Origin of the sequence: Bacillus mobilis, assembly GCF_001884045.1 — a bacterium.
Classification (GTDB): Bacteria; Bacillota; Bacilli; order Bacillales; family Bacillaceae_G; genus Bacillus_A; species Bacillus_A mobilis.
In genome coordinates this window covers 36,828-63,741 of sequence record NZ_MACF01000125.1, presented here as the reverse complement: position 1 = coordinate 63,741, position 26,914 = coordinate 36,828, and the positions used below count along the sequence as shown (strand labels likewise).

Sequence of the window (26,914 nt, the reverse complement as noted above, 5' to 3'; positions counted from 1 at the left end):
GTTGTAGAAGAAGCACCGATTGCAGAAGAGCAGCCAGTTGTAGAAGAAGCACCGATTGCAGAAGAACAACAGGTTGTACAAAAAGAAGAACCAAAACGTGAGAAGAAGCGTCATGTACCATTTAATGTTGTTATGTTGAAACAAGACAGAACGCGATTAATGGAAAGACATGCGGCTAGAGCAAATGCAATGCAATCTTCTATGAGTGAACGAGTAGAGAATAAGCCTGTACAACAAGTAGAAGAAAAACCAGTGCAGCAAGTGGTAGTGGAACCACAAGTGGAAGAAAGGCCAATGCAGCAAGTAGTGGAAGAAAAACCAGTGCAACAAGAGGTAGTAGAACCACAAGTGGAAGAAAAACCAATGCAGCAAGTAGTGGTAGAATCACGAGTGGAAGAAAAACCAATGCAGCAAGTAGTGGTAGAATCACGAGTGGAAGAAACGCTAGTGCAACAAGAGGTAGTAGAACCACAAGTGGAAGAGAAACCAGTGCAACAAGTAGTGGCAGAGCAAGTACAAAAGCCAATTTCAAGTACGGAAGTACAAGAGAAAGCATATGTTGTAAATCAAAGAGAGAACGATATGCGAAATGTATTGCAAACACCACCGACATATGCAATTCCGCCATTAACATTGCTATCGATTCCGCAGCAATCGGCGTTGGATAATACGGAATGGTTGGATGAGCAGAAGGAATTATTAGATACAACGTTTAATAATTTCCATGTTGGCGCACATGTTATTAACGTATCGCAAGGTCCAGCAGTAACTCGTTTTGAAGTACAGCCAGACCCAGGTGTGAAAGTAAATAAAATTACAAATTTAAGTGATGATATTAAGTTAAGCTTAGCAGCGAAAGATATTCGTATTGAAGCACCGATTCCAGGGAAGAGTGCAATTGGAATCGAAGTTCCAAATAAAGAAAGTAAGCCAGTATTTCTTCGTGAAATTTTAAGAAGTCCTGTGTTTACAAAGAGCGAATCACCGCTTACAGTTGCGCTAGGACTTGATATTTCAGGCGATCCAATTGTAACGGATATTCGAAAAATGCCACATGGACTTATTGCGGGTGCAACGGGTTCTGGTAAAAGTGTGTGTATTAACGCAATTTTAACGAGCATTTTATATAAAGCGAAACCGCATGAAGTGAAGTTAATGTTAATCGATCCGAAGATGGTTGAGCTTGCACCATACAATTCTGTTCCGCATCTTGTAGCACCTGTTATTACGGATGTAAAAGCAGCGACAGCTGCATTAAAGTGGGCAGTTGAAGAAATGGAGCGCCGTTATGAATTGTTTGCGCATGCAGGGGCTCGTGATTTAACTCGTTACAATACGATTGTAAGTGGGCGAGAAATTCCGGGAGAGACATTACCTTATATCGTTATTGTCATTGACGAGTTAGCCGACTTAATGATGGTAGCACCTGGTGATGTTGAGGAAGCGATTTGTCGTATTGCGCAAAAAGCACGTGCTTGTGGTATTCATTTATTAGTAGCGACACAGCGTCCGTCTGTAGATGTTATTACAGGTTTAATTAAGTCAAACATTCCAACGCGTATTGCATTTACTGTATCATCTCAAGTTGATTCGCGTACGATTATCGATATTGGTGGCGCGGAGAAATTACTTGGCCGTGGTGACATGTTATTCTTAGGGAACGGTACATCTAAGCCTGTTCGTGTACAAGGTGTATATGTATCGGATGATGAGATTGAAAAGACAGTTGATCATGTGAAAAAGCAAATGAAACCGAATTACTTATTTAAGCAAGAGGATTTATTAGCGAAAACAGAACAGGCTGAGTCGGAAGACGAATTGTTCTTTGAAGCATGTCAATTTGTTGTAGAACAAGGGGGAGCGTCCACATCTTCTGTACAGCGAAAATTCCGCATCGGTTATAATCGCGCGGCACGTCTCATTGAAGAGATGGAATCGCAAGGAATTATTTCTGAAGCAAGAGGAACGAAGCCAAGAGATGTCCTCATTTCTGAGGATGAATTCGCTGCTATGCAGGAAACAAATGTATAGTAAACGGTTTTGCTGTATACTAAGAGAAAATGTTGGATAGTAAAGTAGGGAGTAAAGCGACATGAAAGAAATTGAATTAAAATTAAAAGGTGAAATAAATAGACTAACAAATAGAACATTTAAATTTGACGAACGTGTTGGAGAAGGTTGGTTCTCTGCCGTTTACTTTTTAAAGACTAGAGAAATCATTGAAGAATTTCGCCCGAAAAGTGTTGTAACGATGCAATTTTTCCAGAAGGAAAATGCAGTTCTTTGCGGAACAGATGAAGTAATTGCATTGCTACAAACATTCGCTAAAAATCCTGAGGAACTTGAAATTAACTCTTTAAAAGATGGCGATAATATTAGTCCGTTTGAAACAGTGTTAACAATTCATGGGCCTTATGAAAATTTCGGATTTTTAGAAGGTGTTATTGATGGGATTTTAGCTCGTCGTACATCAGTTGCGACAAACGTATATAACGTTGTCCAAGCTGCGCGTAGCGTAGATAAAGAAAAACCAGTTATTTTCATGGGAGACCGTGACGATCATTATACACAACAAGCTGGTGACGGTTATGCAGCATACATCGGAGGTATGAGCGCACAGGCGACGCATGCGATGAATGAATGGTGGGGCAGAAGTGGTATGGGGACAATGCCTCACGCATTAATTCAAATGTTTAATGGTGATGTTGTGGAAGCGGCAAAAGCATATCATAAGAAATTCCCAGAAGATGAATTAGTTGTATTAATTGATTACAACAATGATGTCATTACAGATGCACTTCGCGTAGCGCGTGAATTTGGATCAACATTAAAAGGTGTACGTGTAGATACGTCGCGTACGATGATTGATCAATACTTCATTCGCCACCCAGAAGTACTTGGAACATTTGATCCACGTGGTGTAAACCCATCGCTTGTATTCGCACTTCGTAAAGCACTTGATGAAGAAGGATTCCAGCATGTAGACATCGTTGTAACTGGTGGATTTGATGAGAAGCGTATTCGTGAATTTGAAGCTCAAAACGTACCTGTTGATATATACGGAGTAGGAAGTAGCTTATTAAAAATGAATATTGGCTTTACTGGTGATAACGTAGAATTAAATGGAAAACCAGAAGCGAAAGCTGGTCGTAAATATCGTCCAAACCCACGTTTAGAGCGTGTTCAATTAGAAAAAAGAGAAGATATGTAAAAGAGAGAAAAACTGATAGGTGATTGACCCTATCAGTTTTTCTGTTATCATAGTATAGCGGCTTCTTTTTTGCTATAATGGATTTGTTATGGACATAAAAAAGAAGTACGTACGAGTTTATCCTGATAAGTGAAGGGAAGAATAACTTCACTACATCAAAAATGTATGATGATTACCAAAATAAGAAAAGATTCATATACTGTCTTATAGATAGGCCGTTGTATTAGTTCGAAATGTTGGAGGTTCTTTAAGATGACAGTTTACCATTTTGTAGGAATTAAAGGAACAGGAATGAGTTCATTAGCTCAAATTCTTCATGACATGAAGCATACTGTTCAAGGGTCTGATTATGAAAAGCGTTTCTTTACACAAACAGCGTTGGAAAAGCGTAATATCTCGATCCTTCCTTTTGATAAAAATAATGTAAAAGAAGGACAAGTGATTATTGCAGGAAATGCATTTCCTGATACGCATGAAGAAATCGTAGCAGCAAAAGAATTAAACATCCCAGTACATCGTTACCATCACTTCTTAGGTGACCTTATGAACCAATACACAAGTGTTGCTGTAACTGGTGCACATGGAAAAACATCAACAACTGGTTTGTTAGCCCATGTAATGCAAGGTGCACACCCTACATCTTACCTTATTGGAGATGGAACAGGGCATGGGGTAGAAAATAGTAAGTATTTTGTATTTGAAGCTTGTGAGTATCGTCGTCATTTCTTGTCTTACAATCCAGACTATGCGATTATGACAAACATTGATTTTGATCATCCAGATTATTTCTCAGATATCAATGATGTATTCAATGCATTCCAAGAGATGGCATTGCAAGTGAAAAAGGGCATTATTGCATGTGGAGATGATGAAGAACTTCAAAAAATTCAAGCGAAAGTACCTGTTATTTTCTATGGATTTGGAGAAGATAATGATTTCCAAGCACGTAACATTCAAAAGAGAACAGATGGTACTATTTTCGATGTATTCGTTCGTAATACGTACTATGACACGTTCAAAATTACAGGATACGGCAATCACAGCGTATTAAATGCATTAGCAGTAATCGCGCTTTGCCATTATGAAAACGTTGATGTAGAAGCAGTTAAGCATCAGCTAACAACTTTTGAAGGCGTAAAACGTCGCTTTAATGAAAAGCCAATGGGAGAGCAAGTTATTATTGATGACTACGCACACCATCCGACAGAAATTAATGCAACGATTGAAGCAGCTCGTCAAAAACATCCAGAGCGTGAAGTTGTCGCTGTATTCCAGCCGCACACATTCTCACGTACAGAAAAGTTCTTAGATGAGTTCGCTGAAAGCCTAAGCAAAGCTGACCAAGTATACTTATGTGATATTTTCGGATCAGCACGCGAAAACAAAGGTGAATTAACAATCGAAGATCTGCAAAAGCGTATTGACGGTGCAGAACTAATTACAGATACAACAACGGATGTATTAAAGAAACATAAAAACGGCGTTCTAATTTTCATGGGCGCAGGTGACATCCAAAAATTCGAAGCAGCTTACGTAAAAGAAGTTCAAGTTGCAGAGAAGTAATAGAAAAGACGCATAGCTGAGGCTGTGCGTCTTTTTTGTTGTGTTCAATATATTTTAAAAAGCGTTGATATGTTGGTATTGTTCATTCTTTTTGTATAGTTGTTTTAATAAGAAGATATATAGTGAACTAAAAAGTACGTATCCGATTAAATAATAGAATGAAAACATATCGAATTGTTTTGTTATTATAATTCGAATCGCAAAAAAGCTGAATGGGAGAGCAATTAGCAGTCTTGAACTGATGAAAATAATTGTTTTAAAGTATTTTAATAAATCTATATTCCAATGGTTTTCTCTAAAGATAAACCAAATATTGCTTGCAATAAAGGCTAGTAAAAATGGTAAATTAGCAGAAAAATTTATAAAACCGAGTACAATAGGCACTGATAAAGCGCCGAGTGGACCGATAGAGAGGCCGGAATAATATTTAATAAATGTATTTGTAGATTGCTGTGCATCTTGAATAACATCTGTATATTCTCCTGCAATTTCCTTTGCTAATTCTTTTGGAGGAAGAAATTCTTCAATCACTTGTGAAGGGATGATTTCTAATGGTATCCCTTCGCTTTCTTTACTTAATGCATTTTCATATAAATCCGATTTGATCTCTAGCACATGTTGTTCTCTTGCTGACGCAGGTAAGTTCATTAAACCTTTATGAAGATCGTGTAAGAAAGAAGTAATGAGTTCATTTGAAAAGAATTGTTCTTTGTTCATTTTTTATCCTCTCCTTTAGCTAGTAACATTAGAGCATGATACACTGCATCATAATCATGTAAGCGACTATTTAAAATTTCTCTCCCTTCGTCTGTAATGCGATAGTATTTTCTTTTTGGGCCATCACCGGACTCTTCCCAATAGGAAACAGCCCAATTGTTTTTTGTGATTCGATTTAATATAGGGTAAATCGAACCATTTGGGATATGAAACACAGGGATATCTTGTAATGCACTTGTAATTTCATATCCGTACATAGGTTGTTTGCTTATTAAAGACAAAATAGCGAGATCAAAAACACCTTTACGTAATTGAATTATAAAATTATCATTTTTTTCCATACTTTAACTATATATGATTCATATCTAGATATCAATCATATATAGTGTTTATTCGTATATAAAATTCGAAAGGAAGTGTTAATATTTAACAATTTACATCTCTAAGTGTTAGAATAATAAGAAAACTAAAAAGGAGCTATAAAACATGTTCACACTTCGAGTAGACGATGAAATCGAATTACAGTTATTAGAGAAGCATCATAAAGAGGAACTATATCAATTAATAAACCAAAACCGTAGTCATTTACGAAGATGGCTTCCTTGGGTGGATGGGATGAAATCTGCTGGTGCGTATGATGAGATTTGTCCGATGTGGTTAAAGAAGTTTGCAGAGGGAGACGGTTTTGAAAGTGGCATACGTTATAAAGGAAAGCTCGTTGGGATGGTAGGCATTCATCCGGTAAGTTGGGGGAAGAAAGCGGCGAGTCTCGGATATTATCTTGCAGAAGATGCTGGCGGGAAAGGCATTATGACGCGTAGCGTGAAGGCTGTACTTCACTATGCATTTGAGAATTTAAAATTAAATAAAATGGAAATTAGATGCGGTGTTGAAAATGTGAAAAGCCGCGCTATTCCAGAGCGTTTAGGTTTTAAGTTAGATGGTATTTTAAGAGATGATGAATGGCTATACGATCATTTTCACGATATCGCTGTATATAGTTTACTAGCTTCTGAATGGAAGGAGATTAAAGGTAAGTAAGAAATGATATAGGTACATTGTTTGAAAAGGTCATTCAGAAATGGCCTTTTTTTATGACTAAAATGGAAAAAGTGGTATAATTTAGGTTAAGGGGGTGCGTGTATGAACATTCCGATTCAAAGAAGTAAGTCGGTAGTAATTTTCGTTTGTCTCACGTTAGCTTTTATGTTTGTGTATCCACTTGTCATACTTTTCACCAATCAAGAAAAGTGGCTGTCAGCGTTAATTGGAATGGGTTTATGCTTCCTTGTAAATGTACCACTCGTTTGGGAAGTATTTATTAAAAAGCATAAAGTAGAAAATGGTGTATTGAAGTACGGCATTTTAAATGACGATGTTGTATTGAAAGAGATAAGAATCATTCGTCAAGTTGGGAAATCCCTTGAAATTACGACGAATGCATATAAAGTACATATGATTGCGATGCCGCAACATATGGGGCAGTTTTTATCGCTTGTAGAAAAAGAAAATCCACATGTGAAAATAGAAATGGTGGGTAAGAAATGAAATATGTAAAACCTTTGTTTTGTTTGGAAATTTTGCTTGTGTTTGCTATTTGCACTAGAGTATATATGAAATGGGATCTGCCCTTATATGAACCGATATTAATAGGTACTATCGCAGTGGCGCTGTTATATTATTTTCATTTTCAGCAAACCAAAAACGAAAAAAGTAGTTCTATGTAGTTAGGAGGATTAGAAATGAAAAAAGTCCTTACGTTATTTTTACTTCTGCTAACCGCATCCGTTCTTTTAATAGGGTGTAGTGCGAAGAAGGAAAAGGCTGATATGAACTTTGAAAAGGCACAAAAGGTTGAGATTGAATCATTTACAGATTCAAGTGATAAAAAAGTAATTACCGATAAGAAAGAAATTGAAAAGCTGTTTGAAGTCATGAAAATGGATAAGTGGGAAATGCAATCGGCTCCTATGGATACTCCGCAAGGGAAAACATTTAAAATGTATCAAGAAGATACACCAAAATTATCAGAGTCGAGTAAAGATAAAAAAGAGTTACATGAAATTGGTGCAATGACAGTATATAAAGATGTCCCTTATGTCGAAGTTGAAATGAAAAATAAGAAGATGGGTTTTAAAGTGCCAGAAGATGTGGCGAAAGACTTATTAAAGTATTAAAAAAAACGCTCGGAGAAAATTCCGAGCGTTTTTTTTTATTATTTTAAGTTCTCTGGGTTTAAAGCTTCTAGTTCAGATACAACGAAGCGTCCGTCTTTACGGATTAGTACGTCGTCGAAGTAAATTTCGCCGCCGCCGTATTCCGGGCGCTGGATGCATACTAAATCCCAGTGAATGTTCGAGTTGTTGCCGTTCCATGCATCGTCGTAAGCTTGTCCAGGAGTGAAGTGGAAGCTGCCATCGATTTTTTCATCGAATAGGATATCTCCCATTGGATGTAAGATGTATGGGTTTACGCCGATTGCGAACTCACCAACGTAGCGTGCGCCTTCGTCTGTATCGAAGATTTTGTTAATGCGCTCTGTGTCGTTTGCAGTTGCTTCAACGATTTGGCCATTCTCAAACTTAAGTTGTACATTTTCAAATGTATAACCGTTGTAAGGAGATGGCGTGTTGTAAGAAACTGTACCGTTAACAGAATCGCGAACTGGTGCAGAGTATACTTCACCGTCTGGAATATTTAAATGACCTGAGCATTTAATAGCTGGAATGTCTTTAATAGAGAATGTTAAGTCAGTTCCAGGACCAGTTAAACGAACTTTATCTGTTTTATTCATTAATGTAACAAGGCTATCCATTGCCTTATCCATTTTACCGTAGTCTAAGTTACAAACTTCGAAGTAGAAGTCTTCGAAAGCTTCTGTGCTCATTTTAGCAAGCTGCGCCATAGAAGCATTTGGGTAGCGAAGAACAACCCAGCGCGTTTTCGGAACGCGGATGTCTCTATGAACTTTCTTACCAACTGTTTGACCGTGAATTTGCATTCTTTCACTTGGTACGTCAGCTTGTTCGTTAATGTTATCGCCAGAGCGAAGACCGATATAAGCGTCCATATCTTTCATTACGCTTGCTTCATATGCAGCGATTTGTTCGAAGTGTTCTTCAGTAGCACCCATTAATAAAGAGCGATCTACTTGATGATCTTTTAAAGAAACGAATGGGAAACCACCAGCTGCATATGCTTCTTTTACAAGTGCAGTTACAAGTTCTTTTTGTAAGCCAAAGTTTTCAATTAATACTTTTTCGCCTTTTTGTAAGCGAATAGAGTAGTTAATTAAATTGTATGCTAACTTTTCAATGCGTGGATCTTTCATATGTAAAGCCTCCCTACTAATTATGTATCCTCTCCTATTGTAACCTACTTAGTGGAATTTGTTGAATCATTTATGTTAAAGTTAACGAATAAGTATGAAAATTCTAATGAAAAGATAAGGATTAGAACGAAACGGAAAATGATTGTATAATAGGAGAAAGTATGAAAAAGATAAAGGAAGTGATGAAATGCAAGTTCTTTTATATGTAAGTGCGGCTATTATCGCGGTTGCTTTCGCTGTATTAGTAGTGTATGTATGCAGAACGTTGTTATCGGTTCAAAAGACGTTAGAAAACGTTGCGAGCACGTTAGAAGGTTTAGAAAAGCAAATGCAAGGGATTAGCGTAGAGACGGAGCAATTATTACATAAAACAAATGCGTTAGCTGATGACATTCAACAGAAGTCACAATCATTAAACAAAGTAGTATCGGGTGTAGATGGAATTGGAACGACAATCCATTCTTTAAATACGAAACTTCGTAATGTATCAGAATCTGTTACAGGCGAAATTGAAAACAATGCAGATAAAGTAGCGCAAGTTGTACAGTGGAGCAGCGCGGCAATTGAAGTATACAATCATTATCGTACGACAAGACAAGAGAAAAAGGTTGAAAAAGAAGAGCGTAAATTAGAAAGACTTGAGAAAAAGGCTGAAAAGAAAGAGAAGCGCTCTAGACTTCGTATGAGAGGTGAATCGTGATGAATATGACAAAAGTTGAAACAATTGAAGAGCTTGAAGTATTAGTAGAAAAAAATGAGCCTTATGTTCTTTTTAAACATAGTACGACATGCCCGATTAGTCACGGTGCATATACAGAATTTCAAGCATATTGCAGTGAAGAAAGAGCAGTACCAGCGTATTACTTATACGTACAAGATGCGAGAGATGTTTCGAATCGTGTTGCAGAACAGTACAGCATTAAACATGAATCTCCGCAAGTGTTATACATAAAAGATGGGATGGTAGTATGGAATACGTCTCATTGGAACATTAAAAAAGACGCTTTAGAAGAGAATATTAAGTAAAAAGAAGCAAGCTAAAGGTGCTTGCTTCTTTTTTTGTTTTTGTTGAAATATATTTAATGGTACACTGTTAATAGTTCAAATTAAATAACTAGATTGTTGAAAGTAGGTTTTAAGTAATGAAGAAAATGGCATTATCCTTCGCGGTCGTAAGTTTATTACTAGGAGCTTGTAGTAATGATACGATTAGTAAGAAGGATGAAGTTATACAAAAGGATACGAAAGAAAAAAGCATGATTCCGAGAACTGCTGTTTCTAAAGATTATTATAGAACTGTAATTCCTTTAAAAGAACAAAAGGTTATAAATACAGCTAATATAAAAACAAATTCTAAATTAGATTTAGCAGAGTATGAAAATGGTTTAATGAATATTGCGAAAGAGCAATTTGATACAGAAAGTCATGTACTGCAATTAAATCAGTATATCCCTGAGAAATTAGTTGATGAATTAGTCGCGAAAGTAGAAGCGCCAGTTTTGACAAATATTATAGAACAAGACTATTTCGGGAAGCAGAATTCAAATGAATTAAGTTTATCTGGTGTGGTGATTGGGCTAGCGATGTCTTCAAGTGTATCGAATGAAGAAGCAATGTCTAAGGGCGCTGAAGTTGCTAAGCAACTTACTGAAGCGATTAATAAAAATGACAAGTATAACAAATCTCCAATTACATTTGCTATCTTTAAGCAAGAAAGTACAAGTTCTTTAAAAAATGGTACGTATATTGCTAGTGCTACCGTTCAAAAGAATGATACGAACCTTGGAAATTGGAGTACGATTGATGAACAAGCGTATTCATATCCTTCTGATGAATTTACAAAAGCACATGGAGAAGATAATACAAAAATAACTGAATTTGCTGATGCAATGAAAGGTTTTTCTCCGGCAGATTTTATCCCAGTCAATGCTAAAGTGTCTTATAAGAAAAATCAAATGGATGCATTAAATATGAATATTGTTATTAAATATAACGGTAAAACAGAATTAATGGCCCTTACCCAAATGGCTGCTCAAAGTATGTTAGAAAAATTACCTAAAGATGCGAAAGTGCAATTGCAGATCAAGTCCGAGAGTAAAATCGAGGCAATTATTATAAAAGAGAAAAACAGTGATAAACCGTTTGTTTCCTTCTTATAAAAAAAGACAGTGTTTACACTGTCTTTTTTACTTGTAAGTGGAAATGTACGATGGGAAAAAATGCGTCATATTTCCGCTGTGCCAATTATAAAGGAAGAAATATAGTTACCCCTTCCGTTCTTGATATAACGCATTCTACAGGGCGCCACGCATCTCCAAATCCAGCGCATCAAATGACTATCATTGTCGACTTCTCTCGGTAAGTCGATATATCAAAAAAAACGCTGATATAATTAGAGTTGTGGTTGATATATTTGGAAAATCAATGATATATTTCGAGTTGCGGTCGATATATTCGAAAAAATGCCGATATAAATTTCATTTACTATCGTACTGCTTAAAATAAGGTTTTTCCGTGTGAAATATCTATATTTTTACAAAAAATGCCCTTTTTTTCATAAAAAATACGAAAATACGAGAAAAGAAGCGAATTTTTTCGAAACTTTTGCGGGAAAATATTGTATGAGCCTGCGTTTTTATCGTATCATTAGTAAAAGGAAGAACTCGGGACGATTGGTGGCATCTGCAAATAGAGTTGATGTCTTTTTTTCATTCAAGTAACCGATACATAAAAATAGATAACAAAAATAGAAGGAGTGTGCGATGAGATGAACGTAACAATCTATGATGTAGCGCGCGAAGCGAACGTTTCAATGGCTACCGTATCACGCGTTGTGAACGGTAACCCAAATGTAAAGCCTACAACAAGAAAGAAAGTATTAGAAGCAATTGATCGTTTAGGATACCGCCCAAATGCGGTAGCACGTGGACTAGCAAGTAAGAAGACAACTACAGTAGGTGTTATTATTCCTGATATCTCAAATACGTTTTATGCAGAACTTGCTCGTGGAATTGAAGATATCGCAACAATGTACAAATATAACATCATTTTAAGTAACTCTGACCAAAACAAAGAGAAAGAATTCCATTTATTAAATACGATGCTTGGAAAACAAGTGGACGGAATTGTTTTCATGGGTGAAGATATTACAGACATTCATATTGAAGAATTCAAAAAGTCTCCAGTACCGATCGTATTAGCAGCGTCATTTGATGAGCAAAATGAAACGCCATCAGTAAATATTGATTATACACAAGCAGCTTACGACGCAATGAAGCACTTTATTGAGCAAGGACATAAGCGTATCGGTTTCGTCTCTGGTCCTTTCATTGATAAAGCGGGAAGCGCGAAGAAGTTACAAGGTTATAAAAAAGCTTTAGAAGAAGCAGGTATTTCATATGATGAAAATCTTATAATCGATGGAGATTACACATATGATTCAGGTATCGAAGCATTCGAAAAGCTTTGGAGCAGCGATGAAAAGCCAACAGCAATCTTCGTATCTTCTGACGAAATGGCACTAGGTGTAATCCATGCAGCACAAGACGCTGGGTTAAACGTACCAACTGATGTAGAAGTACTTGGTTTCGATAATACACGCCTTGCATTAATGGTTCGTCCACAACTTTCAACAGTTGTACAACCAATGTATGATATCGGTGCAGTAGCAATGCGTCTATTAACAAAGTATATGAACAAAGAAAAAGTGGAAGATCACACTGTTATCTTACCTCACCGTATCCAATTTAGAGATTCAACGAAGTAAGTATAAAAAAGCTCACAGCATTCGCTGTGAGCTTTTATTCGTATTCGGGATAGTATTTTTGTACGACTGTATCTACCGTTTCATTTTTCTTAACGTGTAAAAATCTTGCGTATAATTCTTTTCCAGTTTCAAATGGTGTATCGTCTAATTCAAACACATGCAATACTTTTCGAAATGTCCATTTCACTTGCTCATCATACATGTTATCGTACGTATCCTCAGATTGCATAGCGATTTTTTCACCTAGATTGTGTGCTTCTTCTAAACTGTTTGCTTTAACAAGAATAATACTTTCTTCAAAAAGTGTATCGTGATTTCCTTCATAATGCTCATCCATTTTTGTAGGATTAGGCTCACCAGAATGAACAGATTCAAACAATAATTTTACAGCGTACATATTATGCTGCATGTTTCACTCTATAAATAATACTTGCGACAAGCGAAGCAGGTATTGTAAATACGTTACTTTGATAGTGATAGTGTATTTGGGATTCTTCATAAGACATGTTGTCATATAGTTCGTTTTGTGACATGTTCATTTTTTTCTGTTTTGTCTTGAGCATCTTAATATAGTTATATTGTATTGGGACGAGAATGAGGAAATAGGCTAATACGATTAGTGAAATCCAAATCATTATGAAACACTCCCTTATAAAGAATATTTATATATGGTAATTATATCGATTTATATGAAAAATATCCATTTTCCTGGCGGTCAATTTCCTTTCCAAAATGCAAAAAGTTCTTCAGGACTTCGTAAATTATGTTCAAGGCATGTTTGTGCAGTGAGTGTAAAATTTTGTATTAAATGCTCTAACCTAGAAGGATCGTATTGTTTCACATTGCCAGCAATAATGGTTTCATCCTTGTCTAAGTTAAGTGATACTTTTAGCAAAGTTATATTTGTTTCTAGTTGTACAACTTCGATATAAAAAACTTTTTGTCTAAGTCGATTGTAATATAATCGAATCGCTCTACTTGTTTAAAGTATCCTACAATATCATCCTCCAATTGAAACCCTCCCGAGTATATAGCTTATCCCGCGTTAACGGACAGTAAAACTCCCACCTCAAAATTCAGTTGGAGCAAAGAAGTTAGGTGGGAGATCAACTGTCCGTAAACGTCCGATTGGTTCAACTAATAATCAGTGGGGGATGAACAAAACCCCCGCTGATTAAAGTTTCACTTTATCTGGAAGACTTCTCTATAGATTGTATGATTCCTTGTTATATGTCACATAAGTGCAAATTTAACTATTATAGGGCAATGTCATGTATAATAGAAAGAAAAGGCTTGTGAGGGGGGAAAGAGATGATCGTTCTTTGGATAATTACGCTTTGTATGACTGCTATTTTTGCATATATGACGTTAAAACAAAATGGCTTAAAGCGATTAGTTCCAGGAAGTATTCTTGCAGGAATTGCCCTTATCACGTATGTAATTTCTATTTTTATTGAAAGTGTATCAGTGGACATGAGCACAAGCTTAATGTTCATGGGTATTACACTATTTGCAGGTAGTGTAATGGTACTTATGGTTGCTGGTATTATTTTATTTATTCATATGAATTCGGAAACGTTATAGCATATAGAAAAGGCATGTCCCGAGGGGACATGCCTTTTTATCCGTTCAATTATGCTCTATCTTTAGAAGAGTTTTGTTGTTTTAGTAAGTCGCGAATTTCGCTAAGAAGTTCTTCTTCTTTTGTTGGTTCTGGAAGTTCTTCTTTTTCTTCTTCTTCTCTTTTAGATGTTAGTTTGTTGAATACTTTAATGAACATAAAGATAGAAGCTGCAATAATTAAGAAATCAAAAATAGTTTGGATGAAGTTACCATACATAACAGCAGATTTACCATATCCAAAATGTAAATCTGTAAAGTTAACGCCACCTAATATCATACCAAGTAATGGTGTGATGATATCTTTTACTAAAGAACTAACGATTTTACCGAATGCAGCACCGATTACAACCCCGACAGCTAAATCGATTACATTCCCTTTGAATGCGAATTTTTTAAACTCGTTCCACATGTGTTAATCCCATCCCTTCCACGATTCATTATGAAATTTATAATTCCTATCAACATATTCTATAGAAATTTGCGAGAGAAATAAAGAGGAAATGGGAATGAAAGTAAATTCTGAAAAATGTATCCGTTTTACTTTTTATTTGCATCGTTTAGTAGAGATTGCAACAGCTGTTGCGTTTTTAATGCTTCTAATCCATCTACAACAGGCTTTGTATCACCGTGTACACATTCAATAAAATGATGAACAGCATCTTCAAAACCACGTTGCTTTAACGTCGTATCCCATGATGGTGAACCGATTAGAGAAACTGTATTATCCTGCTCAACTTCAAATGTGTTCATATTTTTTACACGAATGATTTTTCCTGTCGTTACAAGTTCAATTTGTTCTAAATTTGTACCGGCATGGCGATGCATCGCAGTAGAAAGTAACATTCCACTTGGCGTTGTATATGTATGATGTCCGTAAAGAAGTTCATTCTTTTCATTCATTTGCATCATATTATGAACGACATTAAGGTCATCGTTAGCTAACCAGCGAGCAGCATCTACAATATGTAAGTAATCATCTAACATAGTAAAGTCGTACGTATATGGTCCTACTTTATTTGTGCGGTGCTTTTCAATTCGAATCCATGAAATGTCATGAGCTTGCTCTTTTGCAGCAACATACATAGGAACGAAGCGGCGATTAAATCCGACCATTAACTTTCGGTTATACTTTTCGCTCAACTCGACTAGTTGCTCGGCCTGTTCCACTGTAGCTGCTAGCGGCTTATCAACATAAACGTCGATTCCTTTTTTCAGAAGTTCAGAAACGATTTCATAATGCGATGCAGTTGAACTATGAACGAAGATTGCATCGCATTCCGAAGCTAGCGTTTCAATAGAATGAAAGTCTTGCATCCGGTATTGCTGGCAAACTTGTTTTCTTTTCTCAGCGTTAGGTGTAAACGCCCCTACAAAATTCCAATCTGTTTCTTTTGTAAGTGTTGGAAGATAGGCTTTTTGCGCAATACTTCCAAGTCCAATCATCCCAATTTTAGGTTTATTCATTTTTATTCCCACCCTATTAATATTGATATAACGGGTTAAATGTAGCATAGGGCGGGGGAGGAAGGCAAAAATTAGCTTTTTATTTACGTCCTTCTAACAAAATCTTCTCTATCTCTTCAAAGTTATGGGCGCGAGCATGCTCTAGCGGGGTAACACCATCGTTGTCTGGAATATTTACATCTGCACCGTGTTCAATAAGAAGGCGAATAACTTGTTGTTGTGTTTCGTTTCCGTTACTTAGTACGATGGCTTCCATTAAAGCAGTCCATCCGAGATTATTTACATGGTTAACATCAATAGTTGTTCGCGTAAGGAGTGCCTTAATAACATCGATATAGCCATGTTCTGAGGCAGGGATAAGAGCTGTTCCGCCGTAACGATTCGTAAGTGATGGATCTGCGCCAGCATCAATCGTTAGTTTTAAAATATCCAAGTAACCTTCAGCACCGGCGTATAGAAAAGGATTATTTTTCATATCATCTTGGATGTTTACGTCAGCACCAGCTTCGATAAGCGCTTTTGCGGTTTTTACATCATTTTTGTATGTAGCAATCATAAGAGGAGTACGTCCTTTATTGTCTTTTATATTTATGTTAGCCCCTTTTTTGAGTAACGATATAATAGTATTCGTTTCTTGTTTCTCAGTAGCTGCTAGTAGCGCTGTCTCCATGTTTGTCATCTCCTTTTTTACTTCTTGTTCTTGCGAGCATCCTTGCAAAAAAATTACGCAACAGATCATGCTTACTGTTTTTTTGAACATAGAATTTCAACCTCCTCATTTCAACTGTAAAAGAAGAACATTAAATTTTTATAAACTGACGCTAAAATTACTATAAAATCGCTTGAGTATTTGAACATATATTTTTATGCTTATGAGTAATAAGGTTTGGTAAAGTGAGGATGTAACATATGTCTATTAAAACAAGATTTTTATTCTCTTATATTGCTGTTATTCTCGTTTCCATCACGCTCATATTAGTCGCGGGATTTTTAATTGTTTTTTCTATAACAGGAGACTTGGAATCAGTGAAAAATTTCTATAAAAGTTCCTATATTCAAAAACCGCTTACGCCAGAAGAAGAAAATGCGTATATTGAATTGAAATTAGCGGCAAAGAAAAATCAATCACAATTATTAGATGAATCTTTCGTTTCATCGCTTGAAAAAGAAGGTGTGAAAATAGTTGTAAGAAAGGGAGAAACCATTTCTTATGCTACAAAAATATTGGAAAGTGTATCTTTAAAAGAAGCCCTTCCGAAATTTGAATCAGCAAATATTAATAGTCGTGGTACAACAGAACTAGGTGATACATTTTATCGATATGTAAAATTTGATTTTTATTTTCCCGGAGATGAAGAAGGGAGTATATTTGTACTAAAAAGGCAAAGTTCATTTGTTGATCTTACACAAAAGTTATTTCCAATTTTGTTCGGAGCGCTTTTATTGTTAGCTATTTTACTCATAGGATTATTAAGTTATTTCGTCTCAAGAAGTGTGATAAAACCAATTTTTGTATTGAAAGACGCGACTGGGAGAATTAAAGAAGGGGATTTAGATTTTCAAATTCCAGTTACATCCCATGATGAAATTGGGCAATTAAATCAAGGATTTGAGGAAATGAGGAAGAGATTAAAAGAGTCGATAGAGATACAAACACAGTATGAAGAAAATCGAAAAGAGCTCATTTCAAACATATCTCATGATTTAAAAACACCGATTACATCTATTATCGGATATGTAGAAGGTATAAAAGATGGAGTCGCAAATACGCCAGAAAAAATGGATAAGTATTTAACAACGATTCATACGAAGGCAAAACATATGGATACACTCATTGATGAGCTCTTTTTGTTTTCGAAGCTAGATTTGAATCGAGTTCCCTTTCAGTTTGAAACGATAGAATTAAACGTGTTTATGCAGGAATTATTAGAAGAGATGCAGATGGATTTAAGTGAGGAAGGTATAGAAGTACATTTACAATTACATTCATCACCACTATATGTAACGGCCGATTGCGAAAAGATAAATAGAGTAATATCCAATTTAATTCATAATAGTGTGAAATACATGGATAAAGAAGAGAAGAAAATTATTGTAACAGTATTGAGTGATAATAATACTGTTATTGTGAAAGTAATGGACAATGGATCAGGTATAGAAGCTGATACGCTGCCGTATATATTTGAGCGGTTTTATCGTGCAGAGCAATCGCGAAATTCTAGCACAGGTGGAAGTGGACTTGGCTTAGCGATAGCGAAGCAAATTGTTGAAGAACATGGTGGGGAAATTTGGGCGGAAAGTAAGCTTGGGGAAGGTACAAGTATTTTCTTCTCATTGAAAAAAGTACAGGAATGTGGTGAGTAGAATGAAGAGAATTTTACTAGTAGAAGATGAAATAAGTATTGCAGAATTACAGCGAGATTATTTAGAAATTAGTGATTTTCAAGTCGATGTAGAACATTCTGGAGAGAAAGGTTTACAAATGGCTTTGCAGGAAGAGTATGATTTAATTATTTTAGACATTATGCTTCCAAAGATGAGCGGTTTTGAAATTTGTAAACAAATACGTGCTATAAAAGACATTCCGATTTTACTTGTTTCAGCAAAGAAGGAAGATATAGATAAAATTCGCGGACTCGGTTTAGGAGCGGATGATTATATAACGAAACCGTTTAGCCCGAGTGAATTAGTCGCAAGGGTAAAGGCACATATTTCTCGTTATGAAAGATTGTCAGGAAATGTGAGTAAGCAACGCGATACGTTATACATTCACGGAATTTCTATTGATCAGCGAGCGAGAAAGGTTTTTATAAACAATGAAGAAATCGCGTTTACAACGAAGGAATTCGATTTATTAACATTCTTTGTGACGCATCCAAACCAAGTATTAAATAAAGAACAGTTATTTGAACGTATTTGGGGACTAGACTCAGCTGGCGATTTAGCCACTGTCGTTGTTCACATTAGAAAGCTACGTGAAAAAATTGAAAGAGATCCTGCTCACCCGCAATATATTGAAACGGTGTGGGGAGCTGGTTATCGCTTTAACGTGTAACGTACCTGCCGAGTAATTGGCAGGTTTTTTATGTTATTTGAACAAAAAGGGAATAATAGGTAATTTATGTTAAAATATAAAGAGAAATAAAACATAGGGGAGTATGAGAGGGCGTGCTACATTTTGGGAGATACATGAAAAGATGATAAATCAAACAAGGTCTTAAGGATTGGAACTAATATTATAATTATTTTATTAATTATTGGTGCAATACAAATGTTTTATGATGAAGATTATACAAATGATCATTTCGGCTGGTTATTTTTGGTGTTAGTTTGGATAGTTAGAAGCATTTTTAATATTACGATAGGTTTAAAAGAAGGGGATAAAAAGTCAGTGTTGTTTGATGTAGGTTTGGTGCTCTTTTCCTTTTATCTTTTATTTTTATATAGTACGAAATATTTATTCTGAAAATTAAGCTCATAGTCTTATAGAGACTGTGAGCTTTTCTTAATAATAACGGTGCTAGTGTAATGATTTATAAAATGTTTGAGTAGTAGAAGTAAACTGAGCAGCTTCTTCTAAAAAGGGATAATGGTTACTCTCCTCAAATGTCACAAAGATAGAATTACGTATACCGTTATGCATCTCAATAGAATACTGAATTGGGCACTGTACATCATGCCTTCCACATATAATAAGGGTCTTTGTTTGGATGGAGGGTAACTTCTCTCTTAAATCAAATGACGGGTATTCATGAGCGAAAGCGTTCATCCGGCTAGCGGACATTGTTTTTTTGATTGGTTTACAAAAATAAGAGTTGTAGTTTTCTGGTTTATATAATGATAATTTTGTTCTCTTAGTAGATAGTTCTTTACTTTCTGCATTTGTAAGGTGAGGGCTTTTTAAGTTTTCGATGAGTTTTTGCATATAATGAAACTGTGGATGTGCTGGGTGATAAATGCAAAATGGTGTTTCGATATAATTACTTGCTGCAGCTCCGGCCATGACTAATGATTGTAAGGAACTTGGATATGTAATTGCATATAAAAGTCCAAGCATACCACCTGTTGAATGACCGGCGAAATGCCATGTTGGAAGTTGTAAAGCTTCTCGTATAGCTTCTAAATCGTGAATTGTTTCAATCATACTTAATTCTTTTTCAGAATTGGCTTTTTCAGAATTACCAGCGTCTCGTAAGTTAATAAGGAATACACGATGCGTAGCGGTGAAAACATCCGCAAAGTAATCACCAGTTTCATTAAATTGTGAATAGTGATGTGTAATGCAAAGTGGTTCGCCATTTCCTTTTGTAAAGAGTTCAAATGTGCCACGTTTTGTGGGGACCATTTGTTGCTTCCACATAATATCACGACCTTTTCTTATAAAAGTTGGACCAGCCAATTCTTAAATAAAATATATCAGCGATTATCGAAATATATCGGCGATTATTAAAATATATCAGCGAATCTTAAGATATATCGGCGCAACTCGAAATATATCAGCGATTATCAAAATATATCGACTTACCGACAGAAAACGACAATACTAGCAAGCTATAAATAAAAGGAGGCTATTCAAAAACGAGCCTCCTTTTTCTTTAGTACAAAGATTTTGTCATATTATTCCGAATAATTTCAAGGGATTTCGTTACAGTTAATGCATTCTTTTCTTCAATTTCTGGTTTGCGGGGGATAGGTTTATACATGTTGTCTGGATCTTCCCATGTGAGGGGAAGTTCTGTTTCGGCTTGTCCTTTCCAAGCGTCAATCCATTCTGGAGGAAGATAACCTGAGATGTTTTGGATATTGTTCATTTCGAGCCAAATGAGTGCCCAAGCTCTTGGGACGACGCGCCAGTGATCATAGCCACCGCCGCCGACAGCAATCCAGCGACCTTCACAATATTCGTTAGCGATTTCGCGAGCGAGCTTCGGTATTTCACGGTAAATATTCATCGTTGCGCAAAGGTGTGTAAGTGGGTCGTAATAATGTGCGTCAGCGCCATTTTGCGTTAAAATAATATCCGGTTTAAAGTAGGCGGCAACTTCTTTTACGACAGTTCGATATGAATCTAAAAACGATTCGTCCTCTGTAAAAGCATCGAGTGGAACGTTAAAAGAATAACTGTAGCCATTTCCTTGTCCGCGTTCATTTACAGCACCAGTTCCAGGGAATAAATAACGCCCAGTTTCATGTAGGGAAATGGTGCATATGTTAGGATCGTCATAAAAAGACCACTGTACACCATCACCGTGATGAGCATCTGTATCAATATATAAGACGCGTAAACCGTATTTCTTCTGAATATATTTCATTGCGATGGAACTATCGTTATAAATGCAAAAGCCAGATGCCTTGCCGCGGAATCCGTGATGTAAGCCGCCGCCTAAATTAAGCGCGTGTTTTACTTTCCCGGAAAGAACAGCATCGACAGCTGTTAACGTACCGCCAACGAGTAATGCGCTTGCTTCGTGCATATTTGGAAACATCGGTGTATCTTCTGTTCCAAGTCCATATGTCATCGCAATTGATTTTTCTAACTTACCTTCTCCAGCACGTTTTACTGCATTTATGTATTCCTCTGTATGAACGTAGGCAATCTCTTCATCTGTAGCCATCCGTGGTGAGATGATTTGGGAAGGAGAGATAAAACCGCCCTTTTGTAATAAATCATACGTGAGTGTGACGCGCAGTTGGTTAAAAGGATGATCAGGGCTAAACGAATAGCCCCGAAAGTCATCCGAATAAATAAATGCGCTACTCATGCTTGCATCCCCATGATATTCGGCCATAATACGCGGTAGCCTTCTACTTCAAGTGCATCAATCACTTTTAGCGGATTCATCGTTTGAATGCGGAAAACGAGTACTTTATCATTCTCATCTTTTGCTGGGTAGACGAGAACGCTCACGATATTGATTTGTAATTCACTAAAAATGGCAACGACTTTTCCGAGAATGCCAGGTTCATTTTTTACTTGAATTTCAATTTGTGAACTCGGTTGATGTGCTCCTGTTAATTTCACTAACGTGTGCAGTACAGTAGATTCAGAGATGATTCCTACTAACTTTCCTGCTTTTGTAACAGGAAGACAGCCAATTTTATTTTCGAAGAATAAAGTGGCAATTTCCTCAACGAAATCGAGAGGATGGCAAGTCATAACAGGGTGTTTCATAATCAGTTCAAGTGGTTGCTTCAGCATATCGAGTGAAACTTGTTCATCTAAAATAGACGGACTTGCATCTCTTACATCCCGATCAGAAATAATGCCTACGACATGATTATTTTGATCGACAATTGGAATGTGCCGAATGCCTTTCGTGCGTATCGTTCGGATTGCTGTTTCGATTGTATCGTTTGGGTGTAGTGTCACCACATCTTGATTCATAATTTCTTCTACAATCATTCCAGTTGCCCCCTTTATTAATACATAAAACGATTGTGAAAACGTAGACGATCAAATGCTTGAATAGAATCCGTATCAACGCGTTTACCGATGCGGACCATTAAACAGTTAGCAGGATGCGAACAAATTTCAGGATCATCTGTAGCCATCCATTGTAAGCCACCAGCATTCATCATTTTTTCCATTACTTTTCGGTACTCCCAAACATTTAAGCCTGTTTGTTTTAAATCCCAGTGCCAATAATATTCAGTCGTCAATATAATGTAATCTTCCATATGGTCGTCCATCATTGAAACTTCTAATAAGTTCTTTCCGACAGCGCAACCGCGGAAGGCAGGGACAACTTCAATCGCCCCGAGTTCAATTAAGTTTTCTATCTTTCCTTCTGACCATCGTTCGAGTGGATCAGGATACAAGTATGTAACATATCCAACAATCGTTTGGTCATGTCTAGCAATAATGAGACGAGCTTCTGGTAATTTAGAAATTTCGACAATTGCTTTATATTGCTGCTCGGCAGGACGAAACGCAATTAAATCTGGATGAAATTCATACATTTCTAAGTTATGTGTAGAGACAGGACCTTCAATAATTAAAGTGCCTTTCGCTGTTTTTAAGTTTCTAGCATTATATATTTTTTTATGAATCAATGTATTGCTCACCACCTTGAGGGTTTGTGAATCTATTCATATCGTACTTTATAATATATGCGATGTGAATCGAAATTTGTCATTAAAAATTTGTCTAAAAATCAACAAATATACTGAAAATTTTAAATAATATTATTATAATAGATAATAGAATACATAGGAGGGGGATGTAAAGTATGAAAGTAGAAACGCTTCCTGTCATTAAAGGAGAAAATAATTTGCCGAATTATGATGAGGCATACGCGAATTTTAACTGGGAAGAGGTTAATAAAAATTTTACTTGGAATGAGACAGGCCGAGTAAATATGGCGTATGAGGCAATTGATAAGCATGCGAAATCCGATCGAAAGAATAAAGTAGCCCTTTATTATCAAGATGGATCGCGAAAAGAGAAGTATACATTTAAGGAAATGAAGGATTTTTCTAATAAAGCAGGAAACGTCCTGAAAAATTATGGCGATGTAGAAAAAGGCGATCGCGTTTTTATTTTTATGCCGCGTTCTCCAGAATTATATTTTGCGCTTTTAGGTGCAGTGAAATTAGGGGCAATCGTTGGTCCGCTATTTGAAGCATTTATGGAAGGCGCAGTTCGCGATCGTTTAGAAGATAGCGAAGCAAAGGTGTTAATTACAACGCCTGAATTGTTAGAGCGCGTACCATTAAATGATTTACCAGCTTTAAAAACAGTCTTCCTTGTTGGAGATAATGTAGAAGAAGGCGGTAAAACGGTAGCGTTTAACCCTTTATTTGAACAAGCTTCAAAAGAATTACATATTGAATGGTTAGGCCGTGAAGACGGTTTAATTCTACATTACACGTCTGGTTCTACTGGTAAGCCAAAAGGTGTGCTTCATGCGCAAAATGCAATGGTGCAGCACCATCAAACGGCGAAATGGGTATTAGATTTAAAAGAAGACGATGTATATTGGTGTACAGCTGACCCAGGCTGGGTAACTGGAACAGCTTACGGTATTTTCGCACCGTGGTTAGTTGGGGCATCAAATGTTGTTTTAGGTGGCCGCTTTAGTCCAGAAGCGTGGTATGAAGCACTGCAAGATTACGGTGTAACAGTTTGGTACAGTGCGCCAACTGCGTTCCGTATGTTAATGGGAGCTGGACAAGATGCAATTAAAAAATATGATTTATCACAAGTTCGTCACGTATTAAGCGTTGGTGAACCGTTAAATCCAGAAGTAATTCGCTGGGGTATGAACGCATTTGGACTTCGTATTCATGATACGTGGTGGATGACAGAAACAGGTGGACAAGTTATTTGTAACTACCCTTGTATGGAAATCCGTCCAGGTTCAATGGGTAAACCAATTCCAGGTGTGAAAGCAGCGATTGTTGATAATGAAGGAAATGAAGTTCCTCCATACACAATGGGTAACTTAGCAATTGGTAAAGGTTGGCCAGCGATGATGCGTGGTATCTGGAATAACCAGCAAAAGTATGAATCTTACTTTATGCCGGGAGATTGGTACGTATCAGGTGACTCTGCTTATATGGATGAAGATGGATACTTCTGGTTCCAAGGGCGTATTGATGATGTAATTATGACATCAGGTGAGCGCGTTGGTCCGTTTGAAGTAGAAAGCAAATTAATCGAGCATGCTGCTGTTGCAGAGGCTGGTGTAATTGGTATTCCTGATCCAGTGCGCGGAGAAATCATTAAAGCATTTATTGCGCTTCGGGCAGGATACGAACCATCTGATGAATTAAAAGAAGAGATTCGTCAATTTGTAAAGAAAGGACTAGCAGCTCATGCAGCGCCAAGACAAATTGAATTTAGAGATAAATTACCGAAAACGAGAAGTGGTAAAATTATGCGCCGCGTATTAAAAGCGTGGGAATTAAACTTACCAACAGGTGATTTATCAACGATGGAAGATTAAGAGAGGAAGGTCTGAACAAGTAATATGTTCAGACCTTTCTTTTTTTATGGTATCATAAACTTATACATACGAGTTAAAGGGGAGAAGGAAATGAAAACAGAAAAAGAAAAGATGATACTAGGGGAAATGTACATACCAGCTGATCCTGTTTTGGTTCAAGAGAGGGAGCAAGCTCGTATACTAACGAGAAAATTAAATGAAACGCCAGAAGTACAATTAAAAGAGCGTAGCGAAATCGTAAAAGAATTATTCGGAACGACTGGAGATAACATTCATCTTGAATCTTCTTTTAGATGTGATTATGGTTATAACATTCACGTTGGTGAAAATTTTTACGCGAACTTTGATTGTACGATTTTAGACGTGTGTCCGGTGACAATCGGAGTGAACTGTATGTTAGCTCCAGGTGTTCACATTTATACAGCAACACACCCGCTTGACCCAGTAGAGCGCATAAGTGGATCAGAATACGGAAAACCAGTTACAATTGGAGATAACGTATGGATTGGCGGAAGAGCGATTATTAATCCTGGTGTCACAATTGGAGACAACGCGGTGATCGCATCTGGCGCCGTCGTAACGAAAGATGTGCCGGATAATGTAGTAGTTGGCGGAAATCCTGCAAAGATTATTAAAAAAATAAAATAATATTTGAACGAAGTGCCTTCCTCGTCTGTATACATTTATGAAAGAATAGATGAGGGAGGCTTTTTTATGTCTAATAAATTACTTCTTGCTTTTGCTTTAATTGGAATTATAGTTGTATTCTCTTGTGGAATGTTTTTACCAATGCCAATTGGATTTAAAGTTTCAATGTTTACAGCTGGAGTCATGATGAGTATTATGTTTTCCATCATTATTCCGTTTGATAGAAAACATATAGTAAGAAAAAATGGATATAAAATTGATTTTACAAAAACAAAAGTATATTTTCGCTGGAATGTATTTGATACGATTTCGGTTTGTCTTGCAGTGTATGCATGCATATGTGTGCAAGCATTAAATATTTTAGTTTCAACGGGACAGACAATACAAAACCCGTATGTTCAATTTTTTACGAATCAATCACAAGTATGGATTATTGTCGCAAGTTGCTATTTAATTTCCCGCATTTCATTAACGTTAAAAGGAATAAAGGAGATCAAAAATCATGGCGCAGATTGGGATTGAGGAGGAACTCATGCTTGCGTATCAAAATGGAGATAAACAGGCGGGAGAAAAACTATATGTTTTGATCAAACCAGCGCTATACACATTTTTATATCGATTTAACCGAGATGAACAATTAAGTATCGACCTTGTGCAAGATACGTTTTTGACGCTAGAACGAAAGAAACATGTGTATGAACTTGAAAAAGGTAAAATAAAAACGTATTTATTTCAAATTGGTTATCGGCTTATGATTAATAAATTAAATAGAAGAAAAAAGTGGCGTATGCTTTTGCCATTTTTAGTGCCGATCCAGGAAAAAGAATTTTCTCACGAAGATCGGCTCACAGTAAGAGAAGCAATTTTGAAAGTTCCGGAAGAGCAGAGAGCTGTCCTTATTCTTTCTTATTATCATGATATGCAGCAAAAAGAAATTGCGGAGATATTAAACATTCCGATTGGAACAGTGAAGTCGAGACTTCATAACGGGATAAAGAAATTGAAACAATTGCTGGAGGTGGATGAAATTGAGCGAAAATCCCTTTAAGAGTGAATATAAATTAAAACAGCATTTAGATAGTGACCATGTAGAAATACCGGATTTTCCAAAAACGGTAAGTCGCTTCGACCGATTCATTGGCTTTCTTGGTTCTCCAGCGAAAGATCCTGTGGAGGCGATGATTGGGAATGATTTATCAGTTGTGTTTCACGTATCGTTATTAGTTGGGGTTCCAATTCTTTCTCTTATTACGATACTCTTTGTGACGTTGTAAAGGATTGGCAAGAAGAGAAACCCGACCTCTATTTGACACGCCTATGTAAATGATGGTATAAAGAAAAGTATATGAATAATTGAGCGTGGAAAGGGAGAAGTAGTGATCATTTCCCTGTTTTAGAGAGCTGATGGCCGGTGAAAATCAGCACATAGATGATCGCGAATTACGCCCCTAGAGCATCTTTTTTCGATTGAATTGTATTCAAAAGGGAAAAGACGGTGCTAAGCCGTTATGTAAATAAGGTGGTAGGCTTTTTTGGCCTGCAACTAGGGTGGTAACGCGATAATCAAAATCGTCCCTTATTTCAAGGGGCGATTTTTTTATGTTTTCAACCTTCACGCCAGTAATGAACTTAAAGGAGAGTAT

General features: G+C 36.6%; 33 protein-coding genes, 1 pseudogene and 1 other annotated feature. Of the genes and pseudogenes, 21 read left to right on the top strand and 13 right to left on the bottom strand.

Annotation, left to right across the window (positions count from 1 at the left end; genetic code table 11):
- The 3 genes from BAQ44_RS24365 to murC all read left to right on the top strand — a co-directional run.
- A partial coding sequence (locus BAQ44_RS24365; RefSeq protein WP_131801868.1) for a DNA translocase FtsK occupies positions 1-2,031 on the top strand: 2,031 nt, incomplete at its 5' end.
- 61 nt (positions 2,032-2,092) lie between these two features.
- Positions 2,093-3,211, top strand: a complete 1,119-nt coding sequence (locus BAQ44_RS24360; protein WP_000658380.1) for a nicotinate phosphoribosyltransferase — start codon at positions 2,093-2,095, stop codon at positions 3,209-3,211.
- Between the two features lie 252 nt (positions 3,212-3,463).
- Positions 3,464-4,774: a UDP-N-acetylmuramate--L-alanine ligase gene (gene murC / locus BAQ44_RS24355; RefSeq protein WP_000219461.1), complete on the top strand. Its 1,311-nt coding sequence runs from the start codon at positions 3,464-3,466 to the stop codon at positions 4,772-4,774.
- A gap of 54 nt (positions 4,775-4,828) precedes the next feature.
- On the opposite strand, the gene BAQ44_RS24350 is transcribed toward murC, so the two are convergent.
- Positions 4,829-5,491, bottom strand: a complete 663-nt coding sequence (locus BAQ44_RS24350) for an HAAS signaling domain-containing protein (protein WP_071724340.1) — start codon at positions 5,489-5,491, stop codon at positions 4,829-4,831.
- Complete coding sequence (locus BAQ44_RS24345; protein WP_000414140.1) at positions 5,488-5,832, bottom strand: PadR family transcriptional regulator; 345 nt, start codon at positions 5,830-5,832, stop codon at positions 5,488-5,490. The genes BAQ44_RS24350 and BAQ44_RS24345 overlap by 4 nt, the downstream gene beginning before the upstream one ends.
- Positions 5,833-5,977: 145 nt before the next feature.
- Here BAQ44_RS24345 and BAQ44_RS24340 point away from each other — a divergent pair, with 145 nt between their 5' ends.
- From BAQ44_RS24340 to BAQ44_RS24325, 4 genes are all read left to right on the top strand, one after another.
- Positions 5,978-6,532, top strand: coding sequence for a GNAT family N-acetyltransferase (locus BAQ44_RS24340; protein ID WP_071724339.1), 555 nt, complete (start codon positions 5,978-5,980; stop codon positions 6,530-6,532).
- A gap of 102 nt (positions 6,533-6,634) precedes the next feature.
- Positions 6,635-7,039 (top strand): PH domain-containing protein, encoded by a 405-nt coding sequence (locus BAQ44_RS24335; protein WP_071724338.1) that lies wholly within the window; start codon positions 6,635-6,637, stop codon positions 7,037-7,039.
- Positions 7,036-7,218 carry a hypothetical protein gene (locus BAQ44_RS24330; RefSeq protein ID WP_063260679.1) on the top strand — a complete coding sequence of 61 codons (183 nt, stop codon included), beginning with the start codon at positions 7,036-7,038 and terminating at the stop codon, positions 7,216-7,218. The genes BAQ44_RS24335 and BAQ44_RS24330 overlap by 4 nt, the downstream gene beginning before the upstream one ends.
- Positions 7,219-7,233: 15 nt before the next feature.
- Positions 7,234-7,668 (top strand): hypothetical protein, encoded by a 435-nt coding sequence (locus tag BAQ44_RS24325; protein WP_071724336.1) that lies wholly within the window; start codon positions 7,234-7,236, stop codon positions 7,666-7,668.
- A gap of 38 nt (positions 7,669-7,706) precedes the next feature.
- Here BAQ44_RS24325 and BAQ44_RS24320 read toward each other — a convergent pair whose 3' ends face one another.
- Positions 7,707-8,822, bottom strand: a complete 1,116-nt coding sequence (locus tag BAQ44_RS24320; RefSeq protein ID WP_000654740.1) for an aminopeptidase — start codon at positions 8,820-8,822, stop codon at positions 7,707-7,709.
- A gap of 187 nt (positions 8,823-9,009) precedes the next feature.
- Here BAQ44_RS24320 and BAQ44_RS24315 point away from each other — a divergent pair, with 187 nt between their 5' ends.
- The 5 genes from BAQ44_RS24315 (at position 9,010) to ccpA (ending at position 12,588) form a co-directional block, all read left to right on the top strand.
- Positions 9,010-9,522 carry a DUF948 domain-containing protein gene (locus BAQ44_RS24315; RefSeq protein WP_084669632.1) on the top strand — a complete coding sequence of 171 codons (513 nt, stop codon included), beginning with the start codon at positions 9,010-9,012 and terminating at the stop codon, positions 9,520-9,522.
- Positions 9,522-9,848, top strand: a complete 327-nt coding sequence (gene ytxJ / locus BAQ44_RS24310; protein ID WP_001057490.1) for a bacillithiol system redox-active protein YtxJ — start codon at positions 9,522-9,524, stop codon at positions 9,846-9,848. Before BAQ44_RS24315 ends, ytxJ begins: the two co-directional genes overlap by 1 nt.
- Before the next feature lie 116 nt (positions 9,849-9,964).
- Positions 9,965-10,981: a CamS family sex pheromone protein gene (locus BAQ44_RS24305; protein ID WP_063260681.1), complete on the top strand. Its 1,017-nt coding sequence runs from the start codon at positions 9,965-9,967 to the stop codon at positions 10,979-10,981.
- A 50-nt stretch (positions 10,982-11,031) separates the two neighbouring features.
- Positions 11,032-11,184, top strand: a complete 153-nt coding sequence (locus BAQ44_RS30920) for a hypothetical protein (protein ID WP_161491767.1) — start codon at positions 11,032-11,034, stop codon at positions 11,182-11,184.
- A gap of 405 nt (positions 11,185-11,589) precedes the next feature.
- Positions 11,590-12,588: a catabolite control protein A gene (gene ccpA / locus BAQ44_RS24295; protein ID WP_001103291.1), complete on the top strand. Its 999-nt coding sequence runs from the start codon at positions 11,590-11,592 to the stop codon at positions 12,586-12,588.
- A gap of 34 nt (positions 12,589-12,622) precedes the next feature.
- On the opposite strand, the gene BAQ44_RS24290 is transcribed toward ccpA, so the two are convergent.
- From BAQ44_RS24290 to dhp61, 3 genes and pseudogenes are all read right to left on the bottom strand, one after another.
- The gene (locus tag BAQ44_RS24290) at positions 12,623-12,985 is read right to left on the bottom strand and encodes a DUF4288 domain-containing protein (protein WP_002073192.1); all 363 of its coding nucleotides are present in this window, start codon (positions 12,983-12,985) and stop codon (positions 12,623-12,625) included.
- Between the two features lies 1 nt (position 12,986).
- The gene (locus BAQ44_RS24285) at positions 12,987-13,223 is read right to left on the bottom strand and encodes a DUF3949 domain-containing protein (protein ID WP_000637907.1); all 237 of its coding nucleotides are present in this window, start codon (positions 13,221-13,223) and stop codon (positions 12,987-12,989) included.
- An 80-nt stretch (positions 13,224-13,303) separates the two neighbouring features.
- A pseudogene (dhp61, locus tag BAQ44_RS24280) lies at positions 13,304-13,599 on the bottom strand (protein Dhp61).
- 300 nt (positions 13,600-13,899) lie between these two features.
- Between dhp61 and BAQ44_RS24275 the strand changes: the two are divergent.
- Positions 13,900-14,172, top strand: a complete 273-nt coding sequence (locus tag BAQ44_RS24275; RefSeq protein ID WP_063260683.1) for a DUF3917 domain-containing protein — start codon at positions 13,900-13,902, stop codon at positions 14,170-14,172.
- A 49-nt stretch (positions 14,173-14,221) separates the two neighbouring features.
- Here BAQ44_RS24275 and mscL read toward each other — a convergent pair whose 3' ends face one another.
- The 3 genes from mscL to BAQ44_RS24260 form a co-directional block, all read right to left on the bottom strand.
- The gene (gene mscL / locus BAQ44_RS24270; RefSeq protein ID WP_063260684.1) at positions 14,222-14,620 is read right to left on the bottom strand and encodes a large conductance mechanosensitive channel protein MscL; all 399 of its coding nucleotides are present in this window, start codon (positions 14,618-14,620) and stop codon (positions 14,222-14,224) included.
- Positions 14,621-14,748: 128 nt separating this feature from the next.
- Entirely contained in the window at positions 14,749-15,675 is a 927-nt protein-coding gene (locus tag BAQ44_RS24265; protein WP_071724327.1) for a Gfo/Idh/MocA family protein, read from the bottom strand.
- 79 nt (positions 15,676-15,754) lie between these two features.
- Positions 15,755-16,435, bottom strand: coding sequence for an ankyrin repeat domain-containing protein (locus BAQ44_RS24260; protein WP_063260686.1), 681 nt, complete (start codon positions 16,433-16,435; stop codon positions 15,755-15,757).
- A 149-nt stretch (positions 16,436-16,584) separates the two neighbouring features.
- On the opposite strand from BAQ44_RS24260, the gene BAQ44_RS24255 reads away from it, so the two are divergent.
- The 3 genes from BAQ44_RS24255 to BAQ44_RS31210 all read left to right on the top strand — a co-directional run bounded on the left by BAQ44_RS24255 (position 16,585) and on the right by BAQ44_RS31210 (position 19,141).
- Positions 16,585-18,039 carry a sensor histidine kinase gene (locus BAQ44_RS24255; protein WP_071724325.1) on the top strand — a complete coding sequence of 485 codons (1,455 nt, stop codon included), beginning with the start codon at positions 16,585-16,587 and terminating at the stop codon, positions 18,037-18,039.
- A gap of 1 nt (position 18,040) precedes the next feature.
- Complete coding sequence (locus tag BAQ44_RS24250; RefSeq protein ID WP_071724323.1) at positions 18,041-18,730, top strand: response regulator transcription factor; 690 nt, start codon at positions 18,041-18,043, stop codon at positions 18,728-18,730.
- Between the two features lie 168 nt (positions 18,731-18,898).
- Complete coding sequence (locus tag BAQ44_RS31210) at positions 18,899-19,141, top strand: hypothetical protein (RefSeq protein ID WP_249024759.1); 243 nt, start codon at positions 18,899-18,901, stop codon at positions 19,139-19,141.
- Between the two features lie 54 nt (positions 19,142-19,195).
- Here BAQ44_RS31210 and BAQ44_RS24240 read toward each other — a convergent pair whose 3' ends face one another.
- The 4 genes from BAQ44_RS24240 to acuA all read right to left on the bottom strand — a co-directional run bounded on the left by BAQ44_RS24240 (position 19,196) and on the right by acuA (position 22,728).
- A complete protein-coding gene (locus BAQ44_RS24240) occupies positions 19,196-20,056 on the bottom strand; it encodes an alpha/beta fold hydrolase (RefSeq protein WP_116758412.1) in 861 nt (286 codons plus the stop codon).
- A 214-nt stretch (positions 20,057-20,270) separates the two neighbouring features.
- Positions 20,271-21,437 carry an acetoin utilization protein AcuC gene (acuC, locus tag BAQ44_RS24235; protein ID WP_071724317.1) on the bottom strand — a complete coding sequence of 389 codons (1,167 nt, stop codon included), beginning with the start codon at positions 21,435-21,437 and terminating at the stop codon, positions 20,271-20,273.
- The gene (locus BAQ44_RS24230; protein ID WP_071724315.1) at positions 21,434-22,078 is read right to left on the bottom strand and encodes an acetoin utilization AcuB family protein; all 645 of its coding nucleotides are present in this window, start codon (positions 22,076-22,078) and stop codon (positions 21,434-21,436) included. The genes acuC and BAQ44_RS24230 overlap by 4 nt, the downstream gene beginning before the upstream one ends.
- A 17-nt stretch (positions 22,079-22,095) precedes the next feature.
- On the bottom strand, positions 22,096-22,728 hold the full coding sequence (acuA, locus tag BAQ44_RS24225; protein WP_061680131.1) for an acetoin utilization protein acetyltransferase AcuA: 633 nt from the start codon (positions 22,726-22,728) through the stop codon (positions 22,096-22,098).
- Positions 22,729-22,904: 176 nt separating this feature from the next.
- Between acuA and acsA the strand changes: the two genes are divergently transcribed.
- The 5 genes from acsA (at position 22,905) to BAQ44_RS24200 (ending at position 26,545) form a co-directional block, all read left to right on the top strand.
- Positions 22,905-24,623: an acetate--CoA ligase gene (gene acsA, locus BAQ44_RS24220; protein ID WP_016130337.1), complete on the top strand. Its 1,719-nt coding sequence runs from the start codon at positions 22,905-22,907 to the stop codon at positions 24,621-24,623.
- A gap of 90 nt (positions 24,624-24,713) precedes the next feature.
- Positions 24,714-25,271: a maltose acetyltransferase domain-containing protein gene (locus BAQ44_RS24215; RefSeq protein ID WP_000845594.1), complete on the top strand. Its 558-nt coding sequence runs from the start codon at positions 24,714-24,716 to the stop codon at positions 25,269-25,271.
- 66 nt (positions 25,272-25,337) lie between these two features.
- Positions 25,338-25,793: a hypothetical protein gene (locus tag BAQ44_RS24210; RefSeq protein WP_071724313.1), complete on the top strand. Its 456-nt coding sequence runs from the start codon at positions 25,338-25,340 to the stop codon at positions 25,791-25,793.
- The gene (locus BAQ44_RS24205; RefSeq protein WP_071724311.1) at positions 25,774-26,319 is read left to right on the top strand and encodes an RNA polymerase sigma factor; all 546 of its coding nucleotides are present in this window, start codon (positions 25,774-25,776) and stop codon (positions 26,317-26,319) included. The genes BAQ44_RS24210 and BAQ44_RS24205 overlap by 20 nt, the downstream gene beginning before the upstream one ends.
- A complete protein-coding gene (locus tag BAQ44_RS24200; protein WP_071724309.1) occupies positions 26,300-26,545 on the top strand; it encodes a hypothetical protein in 246 nt (81 codons plus the stop codon). Before BAQ44_RS24205 ends, BAQ44_RS24200 begins: the two co-directional genes overlap by 20 nt.
- A gap of 77 nt (positions 26,546-26,622) precedes the next feature.
- Positions 26,623-26,851: a binding site (T-box leader), on the top strand.
- Positions 26,852-26,914 lie beyond the last annotated feature (63 nt).

What these genes read in the sequence shown, in the direction of transcription:
- BAQ44_RS24360 (WP_000658380.1), top strand. Translation starts at nt 2,093, where the DNA reads ATGAAAGAAATTGAATTAAAATTAAAAGGTGAAATAAATAGACTAACA.
- murC (WP_000219461.1), top strand. Translation starts at nt 3,464, where the DNA reads ATGACAGTTTACCATTTTGTAGGAATTAAAGGAACAGGAATGAGTTCA.
- BAQ44_RS24350 (WP_071724340.1), bottom strand. Translation starts at nt 5,491, where the DNA reads ATGAACAAAGAACAATTCTTTTCAAATGAACTCATTACTTCTTTCTTA.
- BAQ44_RS24345 (WP_000414140.1), bottom strand. Translation starts at nt 5,832, where the DNA reads ATGGAAAAAAATGATAATTTTATAATTCAATTACGTAAAGGTGTTTTT.
- BAQ44_RS24340 (WP_071724339.1), top strand. Translation starts at nt 5,978, where the DNA reads ATGTTCACACTTCGAGTAGACGATGAAATCGAATTACAGTTATTAGAG.
- BAQ44_RS24335 (WP_071724338.1), top strand. Translation starts at nt 6,635, where the DNA reads ATGAACATTCCGATTCAAAGAAGTAAGTCGGTAGTAATTTTCGTTTGT.
- BAQ44_RS24330 (WP_063260679.1), top strand. Translation starts at nt 7,036, where the DNA reads ATGAAATATGTAAAACCTTTGTTTTGTTTGGAAATTTTGCTTGTGTTT.
- BAQ44_RS24325 (WP_071724336.1), top strand. Translation starts at nt 7,234, where the DNA reads ATGAAAAAAGTCCTTACGTTATTTTTACTTCTGCTAACCGCATCCGTT.
- BAQ44_RS24320 (WP_000654740.1), bottom strand. Translation starts at nt 8,822, where the DNA reads ATGAAAGATCCACGCATTGAAAAGTTAGCATACAATTTAATTAACTAC.
- BAQ44_RS24315 (WP_084669632.1), top strand. Translation starts at nt 9,010, where the DNA reads ATGCAAGTTCTTTTATATGTAAGTGCGGCTATTATCGCGGTTGCTTTC.
- ytxJ (WP_001057490.1), top strand. Translation starts at nt 9,522, where the DNA reads ATGAATATGACAAAAGTTGAAACAATTGAAGAGCTTGAAGTATTAGTA.
- BAQ44_RS24305 (WP_063260681.1), top strand. Translation starts at nt 9,965, where the DNA reads ATGAAGAAAATGGCATTATCCTTCGCGGTCGTAAGTTTATTACTAGGA.
- BAQ44_RS30920 (WP_161491767.1), top strand. Translation starts at nt 11,032, where the DNA reads ATGGGAAAAAATGCGTCATATTTCCGCTGTGCCAATTATAAAGGAAGA.
- ccpA (WP_001103291.1), top strand. Translation starts at nt 11,590, where the DNA reads ATGAACGTAACAATCTATGATGTAGCGCGCGAAGCGAACGTTTCAATG.
- BAQ44_RS24290 (WP_002073192.1), bottom strand. Translation starts at nt 12,985, where the DNA reads ATGTACGCTGTAAAATTATTGTTTGAATCTGTTCATTCTGGTGAGCCT.
- BAQ44_RS24285 (WP_000637907.1), bottom strand. Translation starts at nt 13,223, where the DNA reads ATGATTTGGATTTCACTAATCGTATTAGCCTATTTCCTCATTCTCGTC.
- BAQ44_RS24275 (WP_063260683.1), top strand. Translation starts at nt 13,900, where the DNA reads ATGATCGTTCTTTGGATAATTACGCTTTGTATGACTGCTATTTTTGCA.
- mscL (WP_063260684.1), bottom strand. Translation starts at nt 14,620, where the DNA reads ATGTGGAACGAGTTTAAAAAATTCGCATTCAAAGGGAATGTAATCGAT.
- BAQ44_RS24265 (WP_071724327.1), bottom strand. Translation starts at nt 15,675, where the DNA reads ATGAATAAACCTAAAATTGGGATGATTGGACTTGGAAGTATTGCGCAA.
- BAQ44_RS24260 (WP_063260686.1), bottom strand. Translation starts at nt 16,435, where the DNA reads ATGTTCAAAAAAACAGTAAGCATGATCTGTTGCGTAATTTTTTTGCAA.
- BAQ44_RS24255 (WP_071724325.1), top strand. Translation starts at nt 16,585, where the DNA reads ATGTCTATTAAAACAAGATTTTTATTCTCTTATATTGCTGTTATTCTC.
- BAQ44_RS24250 (WP_071724323.1), top strand. Translation starts at nt 18,041, where the DNA reads ATGAAGAGAATTTTACTAGTAGAAGATGAAATAAGTATTGCAGAATTA.
- acuC (WP_071724317.1), bottom strand. Translation starts at nt 21,437, where the DNA reads ATGAGTAGCGCATTTATTTATTCGGATGACTTTCGGGGCTATTCGTTT.
- BAQ44_RS24230 (WP_071724315.1), bottom strand. Translation starts at nt 22,078, where the DNA reads ATGATTGTAGAAGAAATTATGAATCAAGATGTGGTGACACTACACCCA.
- acsA (WP_016130337.1), top strand. Translation starts at nt 22,905, where the DNA reads ATGAAAGTAGAAACGCTTCCTGTCATTAAAGGAGAAAATAATTTGCCG.
- BAQ44_RS24215 (WP_000845594.1), top strand. Translation starts at nt 24,714, where the DNA reads ATGAAAACAGAAAAAGAAAAGATGATACTAGGGGAAATGTACATACCA.
- BAQ44_RS24210 (WP_071724313.1), top strand. Translation starts at nt 25,338, where the DNA reads ATGTCTAATAAATTACTTCTTGCTTTTGCTTTAATTGGAATTATAGTT.
- BAQ44_RS24205 (WP_071724311.1), top strand. Translation starts at nt 25,774, where the DNA reads ATGGCGCAGATTGGGATTGAGGAGGAACTCATGCTTGCGTATCAAAAT.